The organism is Streptococcus penaeicida (assembly GCF_002887775.1).
Classification (GTDB): domain Bacteria; phylum Bacillota; class Bacilli; order Lactobacillales; family Streptococcaceae; genus Streptococcus; species Streptococcus penaeicida.
The window spans coordinates 56,272-78,963 of sequence record NZ_LOCM01000015.1 but is presented as its reverse complement, the minus strand read 5'-3'; the positions used below and the strand labels follow the sequence as shown (position 1 = coordinate 78,963).

The window sequence follows — 22,692 nt, the reverse complement described above, 5'->3', positions numbered from 1 at the left end:
TTATTAGTTAACAAAAGTTTGATTAATAATATCGTAAGTCATGCTTTTACCGTTAGCATTGAAAGTTAGATAAGTTCCAAATTGAATGTGCTCCATACTTACCCCGTATTTGAATGATAATTGCATAATCCGGTTTTGGAAGTCTTTTACTGTTAAGCCATATTGATTTGCGAGAGCTTGAAGATGAGCTTCATATGGATCTTCTTCTTCGACTGCTTCCTCAGTCACATCCTCTGCCGGTTGGCTTGGAGTTGGTGCATCTGGTTTACTTGTGTCAGTATCTGTAGCTTCTGTCACATCATCTTCTGGTAAATCCTTATCTTCAACTGACACAGAAGGTTTGTCATTACGAAGTGTATAGATGATTGGGTCATTGATATTGACTAAGTTAAGACTGACAGAAGGTTTACCTGGAACTGAGACAATATCACCCAGAACCATAAATTGTGTTCTAGGAACCTTGTATTGACGTGAAATATAATCCAGTTTTTCGTCATTAGGATTTTTCACCGCTACAGCACCAGAGAAATCAACTTCTTGATAATCCAATGGTAACTTAATTTCGTTTAATGGCACATGTTTTGTAGAGCCATCTTTTCCATAAATTATCAATTCAGAGCCTGAACGAATGATGTCTTCTGTCTTGTAATCTTGTTTAGCTTTACCCATTTTCAACTGCATAATGATAGTTTCATATTCCACTAGATCTTCGAATTGATCAGGGGTCAACTTACTTGGAATATTTTTTAGTTCAGCAGTGTGGGTATGATTGCCATGAGGAATGATAACTTTGTCCCCAGTGACTTTTAGCTGTTCTACTTTAATACCATTTTGTAAAGCCAAGTATTGCAGTTTCTTAGCAATTTCTTCCTTGCTAAAGTGTCCGTCATCGACCTTACCAATCTTACTATCCTTAGCATTAATAGCGTCTTGAACTTGTTTCAACTCGCTGTCTTCTAGTTCACTATATGGAATATAATGCTCATGACCCTCGTGATCAGCAATAATCCCGTCCTCGTCGTAAGACTTGATCGAGTCGATATTGAACTTGTAGCCATCATCTGTGCTGTATGGCTTGCCATCCTTACCTTGCTTGGTTTTAGTGATTTTACCATCTAAAAGATTAATTTTACCATCTTTTTCTTTTGGAGATTCAGGCTTGTGGTCAACAGGAGTCGGTGTAACAGGAGTTTTAGCCCCTTCAAGGCCAAGAAGTTTCTCAGCTGTCGCTTTGTCAACCTGAGTTTGACCGGCAAGGTGCATCCTTGCCAAATAAATTTCAAGCGGTGATAATTGATTTTCCGGAACCACGTGCCAGTGATCACCGTGTGGGATAACGTAACCACGACTGGTTAATTTGGTAACTGTATTAGGGTCAAAGACCAAGCCGTCGCCTTCACGGTGACGTTTATTAGCAGGTTGCTTATACAATTGATGAAGCAAATCTTGGTAAGAGACATGATTTTTATCTACCACAGGAGACGGAGCTGGTTGATTTGGTTTGGAACCTTGACCACCAGTGTGTCGTGGAGCAGGTACAGGTGTGTTTGGAACACTTGGGTAGTAAATAGGGGCATTTTGATGTCCGCCAGTCGGTGCTGGTGTCCAACTACCAGCATTGGAAACAGGAATTGGTTTACTACTGTTGCCTGATCCACCTTTATGACCAGAAGATTTGCCTGATTTTGCTGCCCAGACCGCTTGAGCAGCTCCTAATTCACTGGCTGATAATTCCCCTTTAGGAATGTAATGGAAATGATTTCCATGAGGGACGATATAGGCATCGCCAGTATCTTCAATAACATCATTTGGATTAAAGATATAACCATCATCAGTCGTGTAACGCCCTTGGCTCTTAGCGTTTTAATCTCTTGTGCAGAAGCTCCGACATGACCGGCTGCTTTATAGCCCTTGCCAGAAGCAGATTCATTTCGATTTTTCTCAGCTTCTTTAGCCCCCTTAGCAGCTTGTTCAGCAATCTGTTCCTTAGTTCTTAGGTTTGATTTCTTGCTCCCCTCTTTGAGATAAAGGTAATATTTACCATCGACTTTGATGATGTAACCGTCTTTGACTACATTAACCACATCAGACTTCTTAAAGACATAGTTAGGATCTTTCATCAAGAGCTCTTCACTAATGAGAGCATTAAATGGCACTTTACCATTATAATAATGATAGTGGTCGCCGTGTGAAGTAACATATCCTTTATCAGTAATTTTAACAACAATTTGTTCAGCTGAAATGCCTTCTTCCTTGCTGATGTCGTCTGGATTCTTTTCAGATGCTAATTGGTTCTTCTGATTTTTACCGGACTTGTCAGCGTCCACATAAGATACTGAATTTTCTTGAGCTTGATGAGCCTGGTATTGTCCAAGTTCATAGCCACAGGCACTAAATAGTAAGGCAAGGACAGCCCCAGCGCCAATCATTTTTTTCTTATTCATTTATTCCTCCTATTTCTTTAATTCCTGATATAAAATCTCAAGGTTATCAGAGACATAATCGAGATATGGCTTCTGTTCTCCTGGATCAACTTCTAAGGGACTCAATTCTTTTAATTTAGCACCCGTTGATTTAGCCACCGTCTTAGCCATTTTCTGGGAAACATTCTTCTCCACAAAAATTGTTTTGACTTTATAGGTTTTGATAAAATCACGAATTTCTTTTAATTGTCGAGCAGTCGGTTCTTGATCTGGTGAAATTCCCGAAATCCCCAATTGAACTAGTCCGAAGCGTTTAGCTAAGTAAGAGAAAGCCGTATGTTGGGTGACAAAAGTTTTCTTTTTGATACCCTTAAATTTTTCTTTGTAGCCTTTGGCAATTGCTCGCGCTTCTTGAGTAAAGTTTGAGGCATTTTCTTGATAGACTGCCTTATGTTTGGGGTCCAATTTGCTGAGCTTATCAGCAATATCTTGGGCTTCCTGGGCTGCCATAATGGGATCAGACCAGGTATGGGGATCATATAAGGTAGCTGGATCAATTCCTTTGCCCACTACCATGTCCTCTAAGCCTTGAACCTTATCTAAAGACAATCCTTTAGAGGTTTCCATAATTTTTACCTTAGAGTGGTGGGCACTAGCATCCAGTTGCCCCGCCCAGGATTCCAAAGTATGGGAATGGTAGAAAAAGACATCCGAATCATAGATAGCTGCTACATCGTTGGCTGATGGTTCATAGCCATGAATGCCCGAACTTGAATGAATCATTTTAATGTCATTCAAATCTCCTGAGACATATTTGGTCATGGCATAGATGGGATAAAATGAGGTAACAATATGAAGTCCTTCTGCTTGCTTGTCTGATTTTGACTGACAAGCTGATAGGCTTAACAGCAAGGGAAAGACTAAAATACCGAGAAAAAATAGTCGTAAACGTTTAAGGTTCACAATTGCTCCTTTCAAAAAGTTAAGTCTACCTAATAAATAGATAACCAGTTAAGTATATAGCTGAAAAAGTCTTTTGTCAATAGGTAAATGAGAAAATGATAAAATAATTAATTTTAATCTTTCAACTAAAAAATTCAGACAATTATTAGCCCAAAGTAAACCTAGCTGGATCATAATTTTTGGGCAAAGTACTGACCTCGTACTGATACATTATTGTGCACACAAAAAAGAGCAGTTTCCTGCTCTTTCTATTCTATCTTTAATTCTTAGCCAATCAGTGAACGGAAGAAATCAATAATTTGTTGCCAAATGCCTTTACCAGTTTCTAGGGCTTTGGCAGAATCAAAGTTTAAGTTAATGTCTTTAAAAGTTGAACCTGATTTAGCAACGATGGAATCTTTTAGGGAATTTAAGGTATCTGTAAAGTTAGCATTTGAAATAACCCCACTATTTGATAAGTTAAAGGCAAAGTTAACAATGAGATTGATTTGGTCTGAAGACATAGCATCCGTCAAACCATAGTTTTTAAGAGTGTCGTCAACAATTTTTTGCACTTCTTCTTTACTTAAGTCACTACCACCTTTGGCCACTGCTGCTTTGATGTCAGTTAGGGCCACATTAAGTTTATCGGCATCGTAGTCTTCTTTACCAGCGTTTTGGGCATTGATGTCTGATAGGGTTGATAATTCTTCCTGAGCTAAGTTTTTGTTCTCTTGCGGAACTTGTGCCCCGTTTTCTTCTAAAGAGTAATAAATACCAGCTAAGGCCGATTCCCCCGTAACCTTAATCGGTGAGGCGATACTAATATCAGCATGGGAAATCCCTAAGGTGACAGCCGCATTACGGTACATATCCTGTGTAACTTTGGTAATGTTTTCTGGTGTGACAATGGATACCTTTAGGACTTCATTAGCTCCTAACTTCTGAATTTTCACTGATGAATACAATTGGATGCTGGCATCATCAGCGACATTCATGATTTTGGCATAGGCTGCTGTATTCAGGGTTTTAACCTTTGTATCCTTACCGCTATTGTAATTAAGCAGGTTTAAGGTTTGCTCACGTTGGCTTTGATCTAGTGAATAGCCTAAAACATAGTCAGGTTGAACATAGGCTTCGTCAATAACACCTTGGACATCATTTGAAGCTGCAAAAGCTGTTGACACTAGTAAACCACTAGCAAGAACAAGACCTGTAGCAAGTATTTTTTTCTTAAATTTCATTTTATTTCCTCAAACTTTTCTATTTCGTTTTTTGAGCAGATTATCTGAATCTGTTCTCATATTATAGCACCCCTTTCTTAAATGAGGGTTAAAAAACTGCTACACTGAAAAGACAAAATCAACAAAACCATGACAAAATGTCATGGTTTTGTTTTATTCATGTAATTCAAGTGGCAGACCGTCTGGATCAAAAAAGAAGGTCATTTTTTCGCCAGTGTAATCATCGTATCGTAAGTCTTCGACTGGGATATTTTTAGCCTTAAGTTCTTTGATATAGTCTTCAATATGGGTGACGCGAAAGGCCAGGTGACGGAGTCCACAAGCTTCTCGGTCAAATTCAGGACGTCCTACACGTTTGGGTGGAGCTTGATAGTCAGGATCTTTAAGAGAATTACCAAAAATCTCCAATTCAATGGCACCACATCGCAAATCCAATTTATAATCATGGCGTTCAGGACGGTGGTTTTCTCTGATAATCTCAAATCCTAATTGGTTAACGTAAAAGTCTTTTGACTTGTCATAATCTGATACAATGATGGCTACATGATGGACTGCTTCTAATTTCATCTTTTCTCCTCGTGATTTTAAAGACTTAGAAGCCAAGACTAAGTCTTAGCTTCTGATTTCTTATTCAATGGCTACTTGGTTGTATGAATGATTAAAAGCTTTCATTACGGACTCAGGAGCCCCTTTGTAGGCCATTTCTTTTTTCAATACACCTTTAACACAGATACGTGCTGTTGCTTCTGCATCGGTACAAGTAATCAGTGTGATTTCTTTTTTTCCTGGCGTGTCATTTAAGACATCTACCCGATCGGGTGTCACTGTTTGGACTGATTCAATGTCGTATTGGTAAATTTTTTCTTTATCAGTGACATAAATCTTCATGCCAACTTTTGCTCGATCTAGGGGAGAAAAGAGCATGTGGGAAGAACCCACCATACCAAAGATATGGTGACTGGCAAGTGAGTAGTTATTGTCACCACCCATGACTTGGCCTTCTTTCATGGTTCCTGCACCATAGATTAACTCTGTATTTCCAAGACCTTTAAAAATTGGTAGGTTAATACTAACTTCTGGTATTGCTATTCCACCTATTACTGGGAGCTTTAGTGCTTCCATTTGGGCTTGCAATACAGTATCTGTTGATACGGCTTTTACGGATTTGAAATCAAAAGAACTTTTGGCTTCTTTGTTTTTCTTAATAGTCTTTTTAGAGACATGTTGCACTTGGTATTTGTTTGAATTCCAGGCAATCAGGGTATTACGAATGGTTTTATTAAACATGAGTCCAAGACCAATAATCAATAAAACTACTGCTAGGAGATTTCGTAATCTTGAAGACCCTTTTTTCTTATTTCTTTTTGTTGTCATTCTTAGTCCTCACTTGATTGATCTGAAGCAGGGCTAAGGTCAGCATTTGTTGCTTCGCTTATGTCTTGTTCTTCTACTAAGGTTGGCTCTTCCTCTTCAGGATCAACCAAGGCAAAAGTAACAATTTGAGAATCTTGGTCTAGACGCATGACACGAACACCCATTGTTGAACGTCCTGTTTGTGAGACATTAGCAATATTAGTTCTAATAATTACCCCTTTATTGGTGATAATCATAATGTCCTCATCTCCGGAAACAGTAACTAAGCCTGCCAATGCTCCATTTTTCTCTGTGATATTGGCTGTTTTAATTCCTTTACCACCACGGCCTTTAGTAGGGTATTCTGAGGCTGCAGTACGTTTACCGTAGCCTTTTTCAGTAATAATCAAGACTTCTTGTTGATCAGTGATGCGAGAGGCACCCACTACTAAGTCGCCATCACGAAGGGTAACCCCTTTGACACCAGTTGCTGAACGGCCCATATTACGAACCACAGCTTCTTGGAAACGAACGGAGTAACCAAACTTGGTACCAATGATAATATCTTCAGAACCATCAGTTAAGAGGACATTAATCAGTTCATCGCCTTCTTTAAGGTTCAAGGCACGCAAGCCGTTCTGACGGATGTGTCCAAATTCTGAAGCACTGGTCCGTTTAACCACTCCATGACGGGTAGTGAAGAAGAAATATTTGTTTTCAATATCTTCTTTTCGTGCATTGATAATCGTTTGAATAGTCTCTTCTTCTTCTAATTTTAAGAGGTTAACAATTGGTAAACCTTTTGCTGTCCGGCCATATTCTGGAATTTCATAGGCCTTTAGACGGTAAACACGACCTTTGTTGGTGAAGAATAACAAGGTGTCGTGTGTACTTGTAGAGACAAGCTCTTTGACAAAGTCATCATCATTGACGCCTGTTCCTTGAACTCCACGACCTCCACGTTTTTGAGCACGGAACTCATCTTGAGCTAATCGTTTGATGTAACCATTATTAGAAAGAGTAATTAAGACGTCTTCTACTTCAATCAAGTCTTCATCTTCAAGTGAAAGAACTTCACCAACCATTAATTCAGTTCGACGAGGATCAGCATATTTACGTTTAATTTCATCCATTTCTTCGATGATAATGGCTTTAACCCGTTCTGGCTTAGCAAGGATATCAGCTAAATCAGCAATCAATGCAACTAAGTCATCATATTCAGATTGAATTTTATCTCTTTCCAAACCTGTTAAACGACGAAGACGCATATCTAAGATAGCCTGACTTTGACGTTCTGATAGGTTGAAACGCGTCATCAATTCTGCTTGGGCAATGACATCTGTCTCACTATTACGGATAATAGCAATGACTTCGTCTAAGTGGTCCAAAGCAATTAACAAGCCCTCTAAAATATGAGCACGCGCTTCTGCCTTGTCTTTTTCAAATTGAGTCCGGCGGGTGATAACTTCTTTTTGGTGAAGAATATAGTTATCAATGATTTGTCTAAGGGTTAAAATCTTAGGCACGCCATTTTCAATAGCTAACATGTTAAAGCTAAAGTTGGTTTGAAGACTGGTTAATTTGAATAAGTTATTAAGAATAACGTTAGCTGAAGCATCACGACGGACTTCGATAACAAAACGAACTCCTTCACGGCTGGATTCATCACGTACCGCAGTAATCCCTTCAATCCGTTTTTCTTGGGCTAAACGAACAATGTGTTCATGAACTTTTGTTTTATTAACGCCATATGGGAATTCTGTAACGACAATGCGTTCACGATCCTTATTATAGACTTCAATTTCTGTCCGCGAACGAAGAACAATTGATCCTTTCCCGGTATCATAAGCTCTATGGATACCAGACCGTCCCATAACCAATGCTCCTGTTGGGAAATCTGGTCCAGGAATGACCTCCATCAATTCTCGAGTGGTACAATCTGGGTTCTCCATGACCATTTTGACCGCGTCAATGGACTCGCCCAAGTTATGTGGTGGAATATTGGTCGCCATTCCGACCGCAATCCCTGTTGCACCATTGACCAAGAGGTTAGGGAAACGAGCTGGTAAAACTAAAGGCTCACGTTCACTTCCATCATAGTTTTCTTGGAAATCAACAGTATTCTTATTGATATCTCTTAATAGTTCAAGAGCAATTTTACTCATGCGGGCTTCAGTGTAACGCTGGGCAGCGGCACCATCGCCATCCATAGAACCGAAGTTCCCATGGCCGTCAACTAACATGTGGCGGTATGACCACCATTGAGCCATCCGTACCATTGCTTCATAGATTGACGAATCGCCATGAGGGTGGTATTTACCCATGACATCACCGGTGATACGGGCAGATTTTTTATGGGGTTTGTCAGGGGTTACCCCTAATTCGTTCATTCCGTACAGAATCCGACGATGAACTGGTTTTAAACCGTCACGAACATCTGGCAAGGCCCGAGCGACGATAACGCTCATGGCATAGTCAATGAAAGATGTTTTCATTTCACTTGTCAGATTGACGTCAATTAGATTTCTATCTTGCATTTAAGGAATGCTCCTTTTCTAGTCAAACTCTTGTATATTATATCATAAATTCCATATTTTTTCACTGTGGAACCGCTGTCAGAAAACTATTTTCATTTTTTTAGTGATTTGAGTGACAAACTATTCACAAAGTGCTAAAATTGAATTGTATGGGCAAGGAGCCCACAAAAAAAATAAGGAGATGTTTAGACATGACTGTAACTAAACAACACAAAAAAGTTATCTTAGTCGGCGACGGTGCCGTAGGTTCATCTTATGCTTTTGCATTAGTAACCCAAAATATTGCACAAGAGCTTGGTATAATTGATATTTTCAAGGAAAAAACACAAGGTGATGCGGAAGATTTAAGCCACGCACTTGCCTTCACTTCTCCAAAGAAAATTTATGCTGCTGAATACTCTGACTGTCACGATGCTGATCTTGTCGTATTAACAGCTGGTGCTCCTCAAAAACCAGGTGAAACACGCTTGGACCTTGTTGAGAAAAACCTTCGCATCAACAAAGAAGTTGTCTCACAAATTGTGGCTTCTGGCTTCAATGGTATCTTTTTAGTTGCTGCTAACCCAGTTGATGTCTTAACTTATTCAACTTGGAAATTCTCAGGATTCCCTAAAGAACGTGTTATCGGTTCTGGTACTTCACTTGACTCAGCACGTTTCCGTCAAGCATTATCTGATAAAATTGGTGTTGATGCTCGTTCAGTCCATGCCTATATTATGGGTGAACATGGAGACTCAGAATTTGCCGTTTGGTCACACGCTAATGTTGCAGGTGTTAAACTTGAACAATGGTTACAAGACAACCGCGACATTGACGAAGAAGGCTTATTAGACATCTTCGTATCAGTTCGCGATGCTGCTTACTCAATCATCAACAAAAAAGGTGCAACTTTTTACGGTATCGCCGTAGCCCTTGCTCGTATTACTAAAGCTATCCTTGATGATGAAAATGCCGTTCTTCCACTTTCAGTCTTCCAAGAAGGCCAATATGAAGGTGTTACAGATTGCTACATTGGACAACCTGCGATCGTTGGTGCCTACGGTGTGGTTCGTCCGGTAAATATCCCATTGAATGATGCTGAATTGCAAAAAATGCAAGCCTCTGCTAAACAATTGAAAGAAATTATCGACGAAGCATTTGCTAAAGAAGAATTCGCTTCTGCAGCTAAAAACTAAACTCGTTAACCAATAAAAAATCCTAAAAATAAAAAAGAGACCGTCAGGTCTCTTTTTTATTGACGTTGATCATACCTGAGCATGGCTATGCCATCTGTAACGGTGGATTCTATCAGTTGTAATTTGTGTTCTTGGCTGTTACCTGTAAACAATGGGCGCCCCTGACCTAAGATAGTTGGAATGATACCAATAATGTAATGGTCTATCAAGTCTGCTTCAATCAAGGTATGGACGAGTCCTGCACCTCCAAAAATCCAAATTGGGCCACCTTTTTCTGCTTTTAATTGCTTAAGAGTGCCAACAATTTCCTTAGTGAAAAAGACATTGGGATATGGAGAGCTTAAATTTTGCCTAGAGGCCACGTAGAACTTTTTATCTTGATAACCATCTATTAATTCTAGAGGCAATCGTCAAGTGATTTACGGCCCATAATAACGGTGTCACAAGAATTAAAGAAGGACGGATTGTCAAATTGTTTGGTGCTGTCAAATGCATCTGTGCCTTGTCCTTCAATCCAATCGTAGCTGCCATCTTCTCGTGCAATATAGCCATCTAGACTCATAGCAATATTTAATACAACTTTTCTCATTTTTCCTCCTAAAAAGTGCCACTATTTGAGAGGCACTTTTTATTATACATTAATGCTCAGAAAAGTTAGCTTATTCTGCTCCTAAAGCAGCCATCGTAATGTAGTTGTATGGCTTGTTAAAGTGTGGCAAGAAGAAGATATCCATTAGAGAGAGTTTCTCAATTGTTACTTTTTCTTGAATGGCTAGTGAGAACATATGAATTCCCATTGAGACATCTTCATAAGAAACCATTTGACATCCTAAAACAACGCGACTCTCTTTGTCATAAACAATTTTAATTGCCACTTCATGGTTATTTTCTTTAATGAATTCAGGTTTTTGTAAGTCATTAAAACCAGTTTCAGCAGCATTGAAACCAGCAGCTTTTGCTTTCTCAAGTGTTAATCCTGTTGAGACCATCTTCAATCCGTAAATGGAAATTCCATTAGAACCTTGTACACCGGCACCTTCTAATTCATGACCACATGCATTATGTGCGGCTACAATCCCAGTACGAACAGCATTTGAAGCTAATGCGATGTAGTTAACATCTTGACGGGCATTATCAAAGATAGTGGCACAGTCTCCGATAGCATAAACATCTTTCATGCTAGTTTCTTGTTTTTTATCAACAATCCAAGCACCATTTGGTAGCGTTTCAAGACGACCATTCCCTAAGCCAGTGTTTGGTTTGAAACCGACAGCCATGATGACCATATCGACATCAAAACTGTCTTTATCAGTAATGAGGCGCTCAACTTTACCATTACCCTCAACAGCTTGAACAGCCTGACCAAAGGCTAATTGAATACCATGGTCTTCAAGATTTTTACTCATCATATCAGTGAAATCACGATCGTAGTAGCCACCCATACATGTGTCGGCAATATCGACAAGGATAACTTCTTTCCCTTTACGTTGGAAAGCTTCCGCAAGCTCAACACCAATGTAGCCCGCACCTACAACGGCAACACGGTTAATGCCTGGTTTTTCTAGCTTCGCAATAACCTCTGCAGAGTTTTGGTAGAGTTTAACAAATTGCAAATTCTCTAAAGTTGCTTTGAACTCACGTGACCCTTCAACAAGTTCCACACCCTTAATTGGGGGAATGATAGGCTGTGAACCAGTAGCAAGAATTAATTTGTCATAAGACTCAACATGTTCCTTACCTTCAACAAGGGCTGTCACTTCTTTTTTATCATAGTCAATCGATAAAACTGGTGACTCCATATAGACTTTAGCCCCCATTGCTTCCAACTCTTCTTTATCAGAATAAAAGAGTCCTTCAGGGCCATCAATTTGTTCTCCAATCCAGAGAGCCATACCACAACCTAGGAAAGAAATATTTGAGTTTTGATCAAAAGTAACAATCTCATTTTCTAATCCATAATTTGAAAGCATGGTTTTGATAGCTGCAGTTCCAGCATGGTTTGTTCCGACAACAACGATTTTAGACATATATATTTTGTTCCTTCTTTCACAATATTTTTGTTTAGGTCTTGATTATAGCATAGCAATAAATCGCTTCCAAAGAATTTGCTCACAGATTGTTTATAACATCACAAAAATTAAAATGTTTAAAAAGCCTAATGTACGGCCTTTTTTTCCAACCATCGCATTTATCAGGATCTTAAAAAAACAAATGTTTGTGATTTCTCAAACTTTAAGTAATTATCTTTATGAATTATTGTGAATTTCCGAACTTGTTACAGAAATATAAAAAAACACTTCTAAAAAGTTTCAGAAGTGTTACACATTTTAATTATTTTAAAACATTGAGAAGAATTTAATGAGATATAAGTTAAAGGCCACTTGGCGAGAATAGTAAAAATTACCACCGTTTTTATAGAGTTGACCACCAGAAATGATGGCAAGAGGATGATAATAAATATAAGTCTCACCAGTAGTATTCCCTAAGCTAGGTGCTACTACTTCTCGCGAATAAGTTTTAGCTAATTCAATAGTATTCTCACCACCATTTTGAGCCACGTATTTGATATAAGGTGTGCCAAAGTTATAAGCCTGAATGGCAGTCCACGAATCAACGCCCATTTCTTCAGCCAATTGTAAGTTCTTAGAAACTAACTTGATGCCATGTTGAATGGAAACTTGACTATCTGTAATCGAGTTGGTTGTTCCACTACTACTTTCACTGGACTGCATGACATCGGCTGATCCACCCTTGGTCTCTGTATATATCATGGCCAAAATTAAATCAACATTGGCTTTGGTATCATTGGCTGCTAATGTCTTCTCAACCATCTCTTGATAGCGCATAACGTTTTTGACGTTCTGATGGGTAATATAGACCTGAAAAAGGCAAAAAATCAGAAAGACAAAGAAAACAACGCGCTTGATAAATTTAAACATTTATTTATTTTTTATATCCTCAATATTTTTGATTAGAATGGAATAAGTCCCATCGTCATTCATAATGAATTCAACAGAATCAGCATCCTGATAGACGGCATTTGGAACTGTTAATTCAATCCCATTAGAAAGGGATAATTTTTGGCTTTCTAATTTCTTCAATTGACGGGAATGGTCAATATCGGAAATTTTAATGGGTTCTGGAATAGCATCTTTGACCTGGTCGACGAAGGTTAAACGAGCTGTTAAATTATTATCGAATAATTGATCAGCCAGTTGTTCTGGCGACAAATGGTCCCCCTCTTCCAAATTTTTGGAAATGGCAGACTTCATTTTTGATTGGAAAGCAAAATCATCCTGATTGAAGTTCTCAGCGATCTTTTGCGCGGTTTGTTCAATGGTTTTAATGGATTTTTTCACGGACTGCTGCGGTTGCACCTTGAGCAAGGTCTCCGAGAAATAATTGGCAAAGCTACCATTGTGTTTGACCCTTTTTTCAATCAAATAATAATCATGAGTCTCCAAATTGATGACCAAAGCCTCATCCGGCGCCTGAGCCGCACTTGGAAGGTTATTCTGGGTAATACTAAAAGGATTATCCTGACTATTGTTGGTGTGGGCAAAGGCCTCTTTCAAGGTTAAACGGAGAAAGGCAAAATATGGCAGTCCATCCTTCTCAAAAGCAAGGAAGACCAAATCATTGGTCTTCTGATCTTCCGAAATGACAAAAGCTTCCTTCCATGCTTGCGCAATGGCTTTGCTGCTTTCTAAGTAATCTTCAGAAATCATGCTGAGAAAATCGTTATCAGCAGTGAATTGGCCCCGCTTTGCATCTTCCGAGAAAACCTTAGCTAGTTTTTTTCTGAAGTATTCATCAAGTCGTGGGGTAATGGTCACCTCACTTTCAGCAAGTAATAATTCAGTGTCACTGGGTGAAAATTGGTGAATGTATAGTTTACGTATATAAATATCTAACATGGGTTATTTTTCGTATAATGGGAATCTATCAGTGATGGCACGCACTTCTTGACGAACTTGGTCAAGTACAGCCGCATCGTCATGGTTAACCAAAGCTTTAATAATTAAGTTGGCAATGGCTTTACTTTCCTCAACACCCATACCACGGCTAGTAATGGCTGCACAACCAATACGGATACCTGAAGTTTTGAATGGTGATAAGGTTTCAAATGGGATTGAGTTTTTGTTGAGGGTAATATTCACCTCATCCAAGAGGTTTTGTGCTAATTTACCACTTTCAATAACCTTGGTCACATCAACAAGAAAGACGTGGTTGTCTGTGCCACCAGAAATCAGACGGAATCTGTCATCTTTGGCGAAGACATCAGCCATAGCTTTGGTATTGTCGATAATGTTTTGAGCATAAACTTTAAAGGCAGGGTCTAAGGCTTCTTTGAAAGAAACGGCTTTTGCAGCAATGACGTGTTCTAATGGACCACCTTGAAGGCCTGGGAAAATGGCAGAGTTAATTTTTTTAGCCAATTCTTCATCATTGGTTAAAATCAAGCCACCGCGCGGCCCACGCAAGGTTTTATGCGTTGTAGAGGTTGTGACATCTGCGTAAGGGATTGGGCTTGGATGAAGGTCTGCCGCCACCAAGCCCGCAATATGAGCCATATCAACCATAAGGTAAGCACCAACTTGGTCAGCAATCTCACGGAATTTGGCAAAATCGATGGTGCGAGAATAGGCTGAAGCACCCGCAACGATAAGTTTAGGTTGGACTTCTTTAGCCTGTTCTAAAATCGCATCATAGTCTAGCATTTCTGTTTCTGGATCAACTGAATAACCAACAAAATTGTAAGTTTTTCCTGAGAAATTAACTGGTGACCCGTGGGTTAAATGGCCTCCTGCTGCCAAATCCATACCGAGTACTGTATCTCCAGCTTGAATCAAAGCCATATAGGCAGCTGCATTGGCTTGACTACCTGAATGTGCCTGAACATTGGCAAACTTAGCCCCAAAAATTTCCTTAGCACGTTCGATAGCCAAGTTCTCAACCACATCAACACATTCAGTTCCACCGTAATAACGTTTACCTGGATAACCTTCAGCATATTTATTGGTTAAAAGAGAACCTTGAGCTTTCATGACAGCTTTAGAAACCACATTTTCAGAAGCAATCAATTCAATATTGTGTTCTTGTCGTTCTTCTTCAGCATGGATAGCATCCCATAGTTCTTGGTCAAACGCTTGATAATCATCTCTATCAAAAATCATAATAAATCTCCTTTATTTATAAGGGGCTTTCTTATTCAAAAGAAATCCCAGCAACCTTGTTTTGAATATCAGCAACCGTAATGGCCCCTTGTCTGAGGACTTTGGCTTTAGGTCCGGATAAATCAATAATCGTAGAATCCTGACCGGTGAGAGCCTGGTCGTCTTCGAAACCTGTAACCTGCTGGCCAAAGGCGTCCATAATGGCTTTGTAGTTGCGACCACTTTCATTACCAGAAATATTGGCTGATGGCCCAATCAGGGGACCCGTTAAGCGAATCAGTTGAGCAGTAATTGGGTGGTTGGGTAAGCGAAAGCCTACAGTATCCTTGCCAGAATTAATCCAAGCTGGCACTTGATCATTAGCCTTTAAAATAATAGTTAGTGGTCCTGGTAAAAAGGCATCAAATAAATCTTTTAGGTAGGAAGGTTGGTCCTTGGAATAGTCTAGAATAGACTGATAATCAGCAACATTTAAATTCATCGCCTTATCACGCGGTCTCTTCTTGAGAGCATAAACCTGATTAACAGCTTCCTCATCTAAGGCTTTGGCAAAAAGGCCGTAAACCGTTTCTGTTGGCAGTACTAAGGCACCACCTTCTTCAATGATGGCTTTAAAGCGTTCCATGATCGATAATCACCATTCTATCCTTTCCATAATAATCTTTGAGAATGCGCAGCCTTCTGTCTGGGAAGGTGGATTCTACCAGTTGTGACAGGTCTGGCCCCTGTTTGTAACCTATTTCGAAGTAAATTTTCCCATTTTCTTTCAGGTAGTTACTAGCTTGCTCAAGGATTGCTCGGTAGATCGCTAGGCCATTCTCCTCAGCAAAAAGGGCTAAATGAGGCTCTGAAATCAAGACATTGCGTCCCACTTCCTCCTTGTCCTCATAAGCAATATAAGGGGGATTGGAGACAATGATATCAGACTTTCCTGAAATAGAACTAAAAACGTCGGACTGGGTAAAGTCAATTTCTGCCCCGTTGACCTTGGCATTTTGTTTGGCGACTTCCAAGGCTTCTGGCGAAATGTCTGAGGCTGTTACTGTCCAACTGGGTCTGGCTTTTTTGAGGGCAATGGCAATAGCCCCGCTACCAGTTCCAATATCCAGAACATTTAATTTTTCTGCCTGGTTCTCCGCAAGGATCAATTCCACCAGTTCCTCTGTTTCCGGCCGTGGGATTAATACAGCTTCATTAACTGTCAGAATCAAATCCCAGAAGTAGGCTTTGCCAGTAATGTATTGTGGTGAGCGACCAGCAAGTAACTGGTCCATGATGTTTTGCATCAGTGCGTAATCAGTCTCGGTGACTTCTTTATTTTGATGTTGGATGAAGTCCATCAGACCCCACCCCTTTAATTCTCTAAAAACATAAGAAATATTTTCGGCATCTTCACCTACTTTCACTAAAGCTTCTTCGTAGGCTGCTAGTTGACTGGCATAATTCATTATTTATTTAATGTTTCCAATTTCTGAGTTTGGTCATACATAATCAAGGCATCAACGACTTCATCCATTTTACCTGATAAAATGGTATCTAATTTTTGCAGAGTTAATCCGATGCGGTGATCAGTGACACGGTTTTGTGGGAAGTTATAGGTTCTAATCCGTTCAGAACGGTCACCTGTCCCGACTGTTGATTTCCGTTCGGCATCTTGCTCGTCTTGGGCAATTTGGGCGAAGTGATCAGCAACACGGGCACGAATAATTTTCATGGCTTTATCACGGTTCTTTTGTTGTGTCCGTTCTTCCTGCATTTCAACTTTTATATTGGTTGGCAGATGGACCATCCGTACGGCTGTTGCTACTTTATTGACGTTCTGTCCACCAGCACCGGATGCATGATAGATGTCAACCCGTAAATCTTTAGGGTCAATTTCATATTCTACATCTTCGATTTCTGGCATCACTAATACTGTTGCAGTTGAGGTATGGACACGACCTTGGCTTTCAGTTACAGGAACACGTTGGACACGGTGTGCGCCTGATTCATATTTTAATTTTGAATAGACGGATTGTCCTGATACCATAGCTACGACTTCTTTGATACCACCAACACCATTGTAGGATGCTTCCATAACTTCAAAGCGCCAGCCTTGGCTTTCTGCAAAGCGTTGGTACATATCCAGTAAATCGCCGGCAAAAAGTGCAGCTTCATCACCACCAGCTGCCCCACGAATTTCCAAGATAATATTTTTATCATCATTTGGGTCCTTGGGTAAGAGAAGAATCTTCAATTTTTCCTCGTATTCATCTTTAGTAGCTTTTGATTCTTTTAGCTCCTCTTTAGCCATCTCTTCTATTTCAGCATCACCGCCAGAATCTTTAATCATCTCCTCTGCGTCAGCGATTGACTGAATAATATCCTTATACTGACGGTAAGTAGCAACTGTTTCGCGGGTATTAGCTTCTTCTTTAGATAATTCCATGAAGCGCTTAGTGTCGGAAACCACATCTGGGTCACTCAGCAATTCACCTAATTCTTCATAGCGGTCTTCAAGGGATTGTAACTGATCATAAATATTCATACTAGGCTTGCTTCTCCTTAATCTTGGTCAAGTGGTGGATGAAAATAATGTTTGCGACATACTGGAATGTAAGTTTCATTACCACCAATTTGAATTTGTTCACCTTCATAGATAGGTCTGCCATCTTTCATCCGTAACTGCATAATGGCTTTTTTACTACAATATTGACAAATAGTTTTGATCTCATCGATTTTATCAGCTAAAAGTAAGAGTTGCTCTGAACCCTCAAATAAATGATTTTGGAAATCATTCTTCAAACCAAAGGCCATGACTGGAACATGTAACTCATCAACGACACGAGCTAAATCATAGACGTTTTTCTTACTCAGAAATTGACATTCATCAATCAAAACACAATAAGGTCTGGTATCCAAAGCATCGATATAAGTAAAAATATCCATATCATCTGAAATGGGTATCGCTTCTCTTTTCATACCAATCCGACTAGATACTACACCAAAGCCGTCCCGAGTATCTAGAGCACTTGTCATAATAACAACAGGTTTATTTTGTTCTTCGTAATTATGTGCTACTTTTAATATTTCAATGGATTTTCCAGAATTCATCGTCCCATATTTATAGTATAATTGAGCCAAACTGGGGTTCCTACCTTCTTTTTTTATCTTAACTATTCTACCACAAAAATGCCTATTTTGCGATGACAATTGCCCTTTATTAGTCAGCAAAGGATTACAACATATTATACAATTTATATTTTTTTATATTTTTATATAATTTTTCTATGCATTTAATGAATAAAGTGGTAAAATATAGAAAAATACAAGGAGATAAAAGAAAATGCCATTTGTTACAATTGATTTATTTGAGGGCCGTAGCCAAGAACAAAAAAATGAATTGGCCCGTGAAGTTACTGAACTTGTCTCACGAATTGCCCAAGCCCCAAAAGAAAACATCCACGTGATGATTAACGATATGCCTGAAGGAAGCTATTTCCCTGCCGGCGAAATGAAAAAGAAAAATTAATTTGGGTCAAAAGAATTTGACCCTTTTTTCTATAGAGAGAAAGGAGCTCAGATATGTTTCTCACTAAACAGTTACATATGATGGGTACCATCATTGATGTCCAGATTAAGTCGGCTACTGCATCCAAACAAATGGAAAAAGTCTGTCAACTCTTTGAAATCTACAAAAACCGTTTTAGTGCCAACGACATGGATTCCGAACTGATGGCAATTAATCTTGCTGCTGGAAAGCAAGCTGTTAGAGTTCACCCAGATTTGTTCGAACTAATTCAAATTGGTAAAACTCATAGCTTAGCTCAACCAAGTAATTTAAATATTGCTATTGGCCCCTTAGTTCAAACTTGGCGTATAGGTTTCTCTGATGCAAAAGTTCCAAGTCAGCAAGAAATTACTGAGAAATTAAGTTTGACCGATGCCAGTAAGATTGACATTGATCCGACAAATCAATCTATTTTTCTTGCGGAAGAGGGAATGAAAATTGACTTAGGCGCTTTAGCCAAAGGCTACATTGCTGATAAGATAATGGACTATTTAATAAAAGATGGTATCGAAACTGCCTTGATTAATCTTGGCGGTAACGTCTTAGTCCACGGTAACAATCATAAAAGACCAGACGGTCTCTACTATATTGGTATCCAGGAACCCGAAAAAGAACGTGGACACAACTTAGGTATCCTCAAAGTTTCAAACCAGTCTGTTGTCACTTCTGGTATCTATGAAAGACGACTTAAAGTTGACGACAAGGAATATCACCACATCTTCAACCGAGAAACAGGATTGCCCATTGAAACAGACATGGCCAGTTTAACTATTGTCGCTGATTCATCCCTAGATTGCGAAGTCTGGACAACTCGTTTATTTGGTTTAGATAGCATGACTGTCTATAAGCTTATTAACCAGCACCCTGACATTGAAGGGATTATTGTGACTCAGGATAAACGAGTTGCTATCACAAATGGTTTAAAAAATCGTTTTACCTTTACTTACCAAGCTTAATTAGAAACAAGAAACACCTCTGAATCATACTGTTCAGAGGTGTTTTTATCTAAAAAGACTCTTACGAGTCTTTCAACTAATTTGGATTAATCCTTTTTGCTGCCGTTAAAGATTAAATTAAGAACTACTGCTGTAACCGTTGCAATAACAATTCCATTTGTTAAGAACATATTAGCAGTTGTTGGTAAACTGGCAAATAAGTTTGTTCCGTTAAAACCAACACCTGCTGAAATAGAAACTGCTGCAATAATAAAGTTAGCTTCGTTATTAACAAAATCAACACGATTAAGCATTTGCATCCCTTGAAGAGCTACCATACCAAAAAGGACTAACATTGCGCCACCAAGGACTGGGTTAGGTATAATTTGAGCCATAGCACCAAATTTAGGTAACAAACCGATAAATACTAGGAAACCAGCTGTATAGTAAATTGGGCGACGTGTTTTAATACCTGAAAGACGTACTAAACCAACATTTTGTGAGAAACCAGTATAAGGGAAGGTGTTAAAGATACCACCAAGTAAAACGGCCATACCTTCTGCACGATATCCGTTACGGAGACGTTGACTATCTAATTTGTCACCTGTAATATCTGATAAGGCTAAATAAACACCAGTTGATTCTACCATTGAAACGATGGCAATAATACACATCATGACAATTGAAGTAATCTCAAACTTAGGAGCACCAAAGTAGAAAGGTGTTGGAACGTGAACCCATGGTGCATTGCTTACAGCTGCTGTATCAACAACGCCCATTAATGCTGCGATAATAGTTCCTGATACTAATCCGATTAAAATTGCGATTGATTTAATAAAGCCAGTTGCAAATTTTTGAACTGCTAAAATAATGAAAATAGTAAGCATAGCTAGAATCAGACTTTGCAAAGTTGGTTTTGGTGTATTATTCCCCATATTCCCCATAGCAACTGGAATTAGAGAAAGTCCGATGGTTGTGATAACAGAACCTGTTACGATAGCTGGGAAGAAACGAGCGATTTTAGAAAAAACACCTGCAATCAGGATAACGAAAATACCTGAGGCAATTAAGGCACCAAACATGGCACCAGAACCTTGTTTTGTTCCAATGATTGATAATGGAGCAACAGATTGAAAAGCACAGCCTAGGACAACTGGTAAGCCAACACCAAAATATTTATTTAATTGGAGCTGCAAGAAAGTTGCGACACCACACATAAAGATATCAGTTGAAATTAAGTAGGTTAATTCTTTGGCTGAATAACCGATGGCACCAGCTATCATGATGGGTACTAAAATCGAACCAGCATACATTGATAAGAGGTGTTGTAAGCCTAATACTGCTGATTGTGAATGTGAATGTTGTTCTTGTGATGCCATTATGCGTCAGCCTCCATAAAGTTTAATTGTCCATTTTCGAAATTCTTAATGCGGGCAAGAGATGTGACTTGAACTCCCATGTCTTCCAATACTTGACGACCATCTTGAAATGATTTTTCAATGACAATGCCGACACCAACTACTTGTGCACCAGCTTGATTGATTATTTCGATTAAGCCTTTTGCTGCTTGGCCATTTGCCAAAAAGTCATCAATAATCAATACCTTATCTTCTTTTGTCAGAAATTTGCTAGCAATTGAAACAGTACTTGTAACCTGCTTAGTAAATGAGTAGACTTCAGCGGTTAAAATTCCTTCGGTCATAGTAATGTTCTTATGCTTTTTAGCAAAGATCATTGGGACATTGAGAGCTTGTGCACTGTAAAGTGCTGGAGCAATACCAGATGCTTCAATAGTGACGACTTTTGTAATGCCTGCCTGAGCATAAGCATCAGCAAATACCTGGCCAATGTCTTGCATAAGCTGGAAATCCACTTGGTGAGTTAAAAAATTGTCAACTTTTAAGATGTTTTCCCCTAAAATGTTACCATCTTTAAGGATGCGTTCTTCCAATAATTTCATGGCTACCTCTTTCAAAAATAAAAAAAGCCTGCTGCAAAATAAGAAGACACTACCCCTCCTATTTTGCAAGGTATAAATACCAAGCAAGCTTTCGCTTACTTATTGTTAGACATTACGGTGTCTTGTAGAAACACTGCGCCAATTCACAGTATAAATAAGTAGTTTATTAAATTTTTTATAAAAACTAGTTTATCACTAATTTTTTATATTTCAAGACTCTTTTAGATGGAATCACCATTCCAAATAGAATTTTTAACAATAACATAGTCAACACGACGTAATCCATCTAAATCTTTGCCACCTGCATAAGAAATTGACGATTGTAAGTCTTGTCTCATCTCTGTTAGTGTATCAGCCAAATGTCCTTTTGTCGGTAAAAGAATTTTCTTACCTTCAACATTTTTGTGCTCACCTTTTTGGTATTCAGAGGCAGAACCATAATACTCTTTGAAAGTTTTGCCATCGATTTCGACCAATTTACCAGGACTTTCCAAGTGACCTGCAAATAAAGAACCAATCATAACCATGCTTGCACCAAATCGAATGGATTTAGCAATGTCACCGTGGGTACGAATACCACCATCAGCAATTATTGGTTTACGAGCTGCTTTAGCACACCAGCGTAAGGCAGCTAATTGCCATCCACCTGTACCAAAACCAGTTTTTACTTTTGTAATACATACTTTACCTGGACCAATGCCAACTTTCGTAGCATCTGCACCAGCGTTTTCTAATTCACGAACAGCTTCTGGTGTCCCAACATTACCAGCAATAACAAATGTTTCTGGTAATTCTTTTTTGATGTGCTTAATCATATCAATAACACTATTAGCATGGCCATGAGCGATATCTATAGTGATAAATTCTGGCGCATCTTCTTTTAAAGATGTGACAAAATCATATTCATAATCTTTAACACCAACAGAAATCGAAGCTATTAAGTTTTGCTCATGCATCCGTTTGATAAATGGCTTACGGCTTGCTTCATCAAAACGATGCATGATGTAGAAATAACCATCTTTTGCTAATTGCTCAGCAATATCTTCATCAATAATAGTTTGCATATTAGCAGGGATAACTGGTAATTTAAAGCTATAGTTACCAAGTTTGACACTAGTATCTGCTTCTGACCGGCTATTAATAATACACTTATTAGGAATTAATTGAATATCTTCGTAATCAAAAACAGGCATGTCATTAAACATAGGGATTCTCCTTTTAAAAGACCATGGAATATGCTTCCATTCTTTAGTTAAAATGACCTTCCTATAATCTCTAGATAGAGACATCGCTAGGTAAAAAACTTACCCTTCCTTATAATATTCTAAAACAATGTCTTTTTTTTGTCAAATATATCTAAATCATATAAGAAAATGTTCGGAATTAACAAAAAAAC

Annotated in this window: 19 protein-coding genes, 2 pseudogenes and 1 riboswitch; of the genes and pseudogenes, 3 read left to right on the top strand and 18 right to left on the bottom strand. The window is 38.9% G+C overall.

Going from position 1 to position 22,692, the window contains the following annotated elements; genetic code table 11:
- Positions 1 to 3: 3 nt before the first annotated feature.
- The 6 genes and pseudogenes from AT575_RS10760 to gyrA all read right to left on the bottom strand — a co-directional run bounded on the left by AT575_RS10760 (position 4) and on the right by gyrA (position 8,499).
- Positions 4 to 2,444, bottom strand: a pseudogene (locus AT575_RS10760) (pneumococcal-type histidine triad protein).
- Positions 2,445 to 2,453: 9 nt separating this feature from the next.
- Positions 2,454 to 3,386: a metal ABC transporter solute-binding protein, Zn/Mn family gene (locus tag AT575_RS03320; protein WP_102777147.1), complete on the bottom strand. Its 933-nt coding sequence runs from the start codon at positions 3,384 to 3,386 to the stop codon at positions 2,454 to 2,456.
- A gap of 266 nt (positions 3,387 to 3,652) precedes the next feature.
- Positions 3,653 to 4,609 carry a DUF1002 domain-containing protein gene (locus tag AT575_RS03315; RefSeq protein WP_102777146.1) on the bottom strand — a complete coding sequence of 319 codons (957 nt, stop codon included), beginning with the start codon at positions 4,607 to 4,609 and terminating at the stop codon, positions 3,653 to 3,655.
- Positions 4,610 to 4,762: 153 nt separating this feature from the next.
- Positions 4,763 to 5,176: an SMU1112c/YaeR family gloxylase I-like metalloprotein gene (gene gloA2 / locus AT575_RS03310; protein ID WP_102777145.1), complete on the bottom strand. Its 414-nt coding sequence runs from the start codon at positions 5,174 to 5,176 to the stop codon at positions 4,763 to 4,765.
- 60 nt (positions 5,177 to 5,236) lie between these two features.
- Positions 5,237 to 5,983 (bottom strand): class A sortase, encoded by a 747-nt coding sequence (locus AT575_RS03305; protein WP_102777144.1) that lies wholly within the window; start codon positions 5,981 to 5,983, stop codon positions 5,237 to 5,239.
- 2 nt (positions 5,984 to 5,985) lie between these two features.
- Positions 5,986 to 8,499 carry a DNA gyrase subunit A gene (gene gyrA / locus AT575_RS03300; RefSeq protein WP_102777143.1) on the bottom strand — a complete coding sequence of 838 codons (2,514 nt, stop codon included), beginning with the start codon at positions 8,497 to 8,499 and terminating at the stop codon, positions 5,986 to 5,988.
- A gap of 191 nt (positions 8,500 to 8,690) precedes the next feature.
- Here gyrA and AT575_RS03295 point away from each other — a divergent pair, with 191 nt between their 5' ends.
- The gene (locus AT575_RS03295) at positions 8,691 to 9,674 is read left to right on the top strand and encodes an L-lactate dehydrogenase (protein ID WP_102777142.1); all 984 of its coding nucleotides are present in this window, start codon (positions 8,691 to 8,693) and stop codon (positions 9,672 to 9,674) included.
- A gap of 56 nt (positions 9,675 to 9,730) precedes the next feature.
- Here AT575_RS03295 and AT575_RS10750 read toward each other — a convergent pair.
- The 9 genes and pseudogenes from AT575_RS10750 to AT575_RS03250 all read right to left on the bottom strand — a co-directional run bounded on the left by AT575_RS10750 (position 9,731) and on the right by AT575_RS03250 (position 17,974).
- A pseudogene (locus AT575_RS10750) lies at positions 9,731 to 10,263 on the bottom strand (dihydrofolate reductase family protein).
- A gap of 70 nt (positions 10,264 to 10,333) precedes the next feature.
- Complete coding sequence (gene nox, locus AT575_RS03285) at positions 10,334 to 11,701, bottom strand: H2O-forming NADH oxidase (RefSeq protein WP_102777141.1); 1,368 nt, start codon at positions 11,699 to 11,701, stop codon at positions 10,334 to 10,336.
- Positions 11,702 to 12,010: 309 nt separating this feature from the next.
- Complete coding sequence (locus AT575_RS03280; RefSeq protein ID WP_102777140.1) at positions 12,011 to 12,613, bottom strand: lysozyme family protein; 603 nt, start codon at positions 12,611 to 12,613, stop codon at positions 12,011 to 12,013.
- Positions 12,614 to 13,591: a nucleoid-associated protein gene (locus AT575_RS03275; RefSeq protein ID WP_102777139.1), complete on the bottom strand. Its 978-nt coding sequence runs from the start codon at positions 13,589 to 13,591 to the stop codon at positions 12,614 to 12,616.
- 3 nt (positions 13,592 to 13,594) lie between these two features.
- On the bottom strand, positions 13,595 to 14,851 hold the full coding sequence (gene glyA, locus AT575_RS03270; protein WP_102777138.1) for a serine hydroxymethyltransferase: 1,257 nt from the start codon (positions 14,849 to 14,851) through the stop codon (positions 13,595 to 13,597).
- Positions 14,852 to 14,882: 31 nt separating this feature from the next.
- On the bottom strand, positions 14,883 to 15,476 hold the full coding sequence (locus AT575_RS03265; protein ID WP_102777137.1) for an L-threonylcarbamoyladenylate synthase: 594 nt from the start codon (positions 15,474 to 15,476) through the stop codon (positions 14,883 to 14,885).
- Positions 15,463 to 16,299, bottom strand: a complete 837-nt coding sequence (prmC, locus tag AT575_RS03260; protein WP_102777136.1) for a peptide chain release factor N(5)-glutamine methyltransferase — start codon at positions 16,297 to 16,299, stop codon at positions 15,463 to 15,465. Before prmC ends, AT575_RS03265 begins: the two co-directional genes overlap by 14 nt.
- Positions 16,299 to 17,378: a peptide chain release factor 1 gene (prfA, locus tag AT575_RS03255; protein ID WP_102777135.1), complete on the bottom strand. Its 1,080-nt coding sequence runs from the start codon at positions 17,376 to 17,378 to the stop codon at positions 16,299 to 16,301. Before prfA ends, prmC begins: the two co-directional genes overlap by 1 nt.
- Before the next feature lie 17 nt (positions 17,379 to 17,395).
- Positions 17,396 to 17,974, bottom strand: coding sequence for a thymidine kinase (locus AT575_RS03250; protein WP_102777134.1), 579 nt, complete (start codon positions 17,972 to 17,974; stop codon positions 17,396 to 17,398).
- A gap of 202 nt (positions 17,975 to 18,176) precedes the next feature.
- Between AT575_RS03250 and AT575_RS03245 the strand changes: the two genes are divergently transcribed.
- Positions 18,177 to 18,362 (top strand): 4-oxalocrotonate tautomerase, encoded by a 186-nt coding sequence (locus tag AT575_RS03245; RefSeq protein WP_071793194.1) that lies wholly within the window; start codon positions 18,177 to 18,179, stop codon positions 18,360 to 18,362.
- Between the two features lie 53 nt (positions 18,363 to 18,415).
- Complete coding sequence (locus AT575_RS03240; protein ID WP_102777133.1) at positions 18,416 to 19,357, top strand: FAD:protein FMN transferase; 942 nt, start codon at positions 18,416 to 18,418, stop codon at positions 19,355 to 19,357.
- Positions 19,358 to 19,443: 86 nt separating this feature from the next.
- Here AT575_RS03240 and AT575_RS03235 read toward each other — a convergent pair whose 3' ends face one another.
- The 3 genes from AT575_RS03235 to guaC form a co-directional block, all read right to left on the bottom strand.
- Complete coding sequence (locus AT575_RS03235) at positions 19,444 to 20,715, bottom strand: nucleobase:cation symporter-2 family protein (protein WP_102777132.1); 1,272 nt, start codon at positions 20,713 to 20,715, stop codon at positions 19,444 to 19,446.
- Positions 20,715 to 21,296 carry a xanthine phosphoribosyltransferase gene (locus AT575_RS03230; protein WP_102777131.1) on the bottom strand — a complete coding sequence of 194 codons (582 nt, stop codon included), beginning with the start codon at positions 21,294 to 21,296 and terminating at the stop codon, positions 20,715 to 20,717. The genes AT575_RS03235 and AT575_RS03230 overlap by 1 nt, the downstream gene beginning before the upstream one ends.
- A gap of 82 nt (positions 21,297 to 21,378) precedes the next feature.
- A riboswitch (purine riboswitch) is annotated at positions 21,379 to 21,474 on the bottom strand.
- Between the two features lie 43 nt (positions 21,475 to 21,517).
- A complete protein-coding gene (gene guaC / locus AT575_RS03225) occupies positions 21,518 to 22,501 on the bottom strand; it encodes a GMP reductase (protein WP_102777130.1) in 984 nt (327 codons plus the stop codon).
- Positions 22,502 to 22,692 lie beyond the last annotated feature (191 nt).

Bases quoted from the DNA above. Each gene is read 5' to 3' on its own strand.
- AT575_RS03315 (WP_102777146.1), bottom strand. From the start codon at position 4,609: ATGAAATTTAAGAAAAAAATACTTGCTACAGGTCTTGTTCTTGCTAGT.
- gloA2 (WP_102777145.1), bottom strand. From the start codon at position 5,176: ATGAAATTAGAAGCAGTCCATCATGTAGCCATCATTGTATCAGATTAT.
- AT575_RS03305 (WP_102777144.1), bottom strand. From the start codon at position 5,983: ATGACAACAAAAAGAAATAAGAAAAAAGGGTCTTCAAGATTACGAAAT.
- gyrA (WP_102777143.1), bottom strand. From the start codon at position 8,499: ATGCAAGATAGAAATCTAATTGACGTCAATCTGACAAGTGAAATGAAA.
- AT575_RS03295 (WP_102777142.1), top strand. From the start codon at position 8,691: ATGACTGTAACTAAACAACACAAAAAAGTTATCTTAGTCGGCGACGGT.
- nox (WP_102777141.1), bottom strand. From the start codon at position 11,701: ATGTCTAAAATCGTTGTTGTCGGAACAAACCATGCTGGAACTGCAGCT.
- AT575_RS03280 (WP_102777140.1), bottom strand. From the start codon at position 12,613: ATGTTTAAATTTATCAAGCGCGTTGTTTTCTTTGTCTTTCTGATTTTT.
- AT575_RS03275 (WP_102777139.1), bottom strand. From the start codon at position 13,591: ATGTTAGATATTTATATACGTAAACTATACATTCACCAATTTTCACCC.
- glyA (WP_102777138.1), bottom strand. From the start codon at position 14,851: ATGATTTTTGATAGAGATGATTATCAAGCGTTTGACCAAGAACTATGG.
- AT575_RS03265 (WP_102777137.1), bottom strand. From the start codon at position 15,476: ATGGAACGCTTTAAAGCCATCATTGAAGAAGGTGGTGCCTTAGTACTG.
- prmC (WP_102777136.1), bottom strand. From the start codon at position 16,299: ATGAATTATGCCAGTCAACTAGCAGCCTACGAAGAAGCTTTAGTGAAA.
- prfA (WP_102777135.1), bottom strand. From the start codon at position 17,378: ATGAATATTTATGATCAGTTACAATCCCTTGAAGACCGCTATGAAGAA.
- AT575_RS03245 (WP_071793194.1), top strand. From the start codon at position 18,177: ATGCCATTTGTTACAATTGATTTATTTGAGGGCCGTAGCCAAGAACAA.
- AT575_RS03240 (WP_102777133.1), top strand. From the start codon at position 18,416: ATGTTTCTCACTAAACAGTTACATATGATGGGTACCATCATTGATGTC.
- AT575_RS03235 (WP_102777132.1), bottom strand. From the start codon at position 20,715: ATGGCATCACAAGAACAACATTCACATTCACAATCAGCAGTATTAGGC.
- AT575_RS03230 (WP_102777131.1), bottom strand. From the start codon at position 21,296: ATGAAATTATTGGAAGAACGCATCCTTAAAGATGGTAACATTTTAGGG.
- guaC (WP_102777130.1), bottom strand. From the start codon at position 22,501: ATGTTTAATGACATGCCTGTTTTTGATTACGAAGATATTCAATTAATT.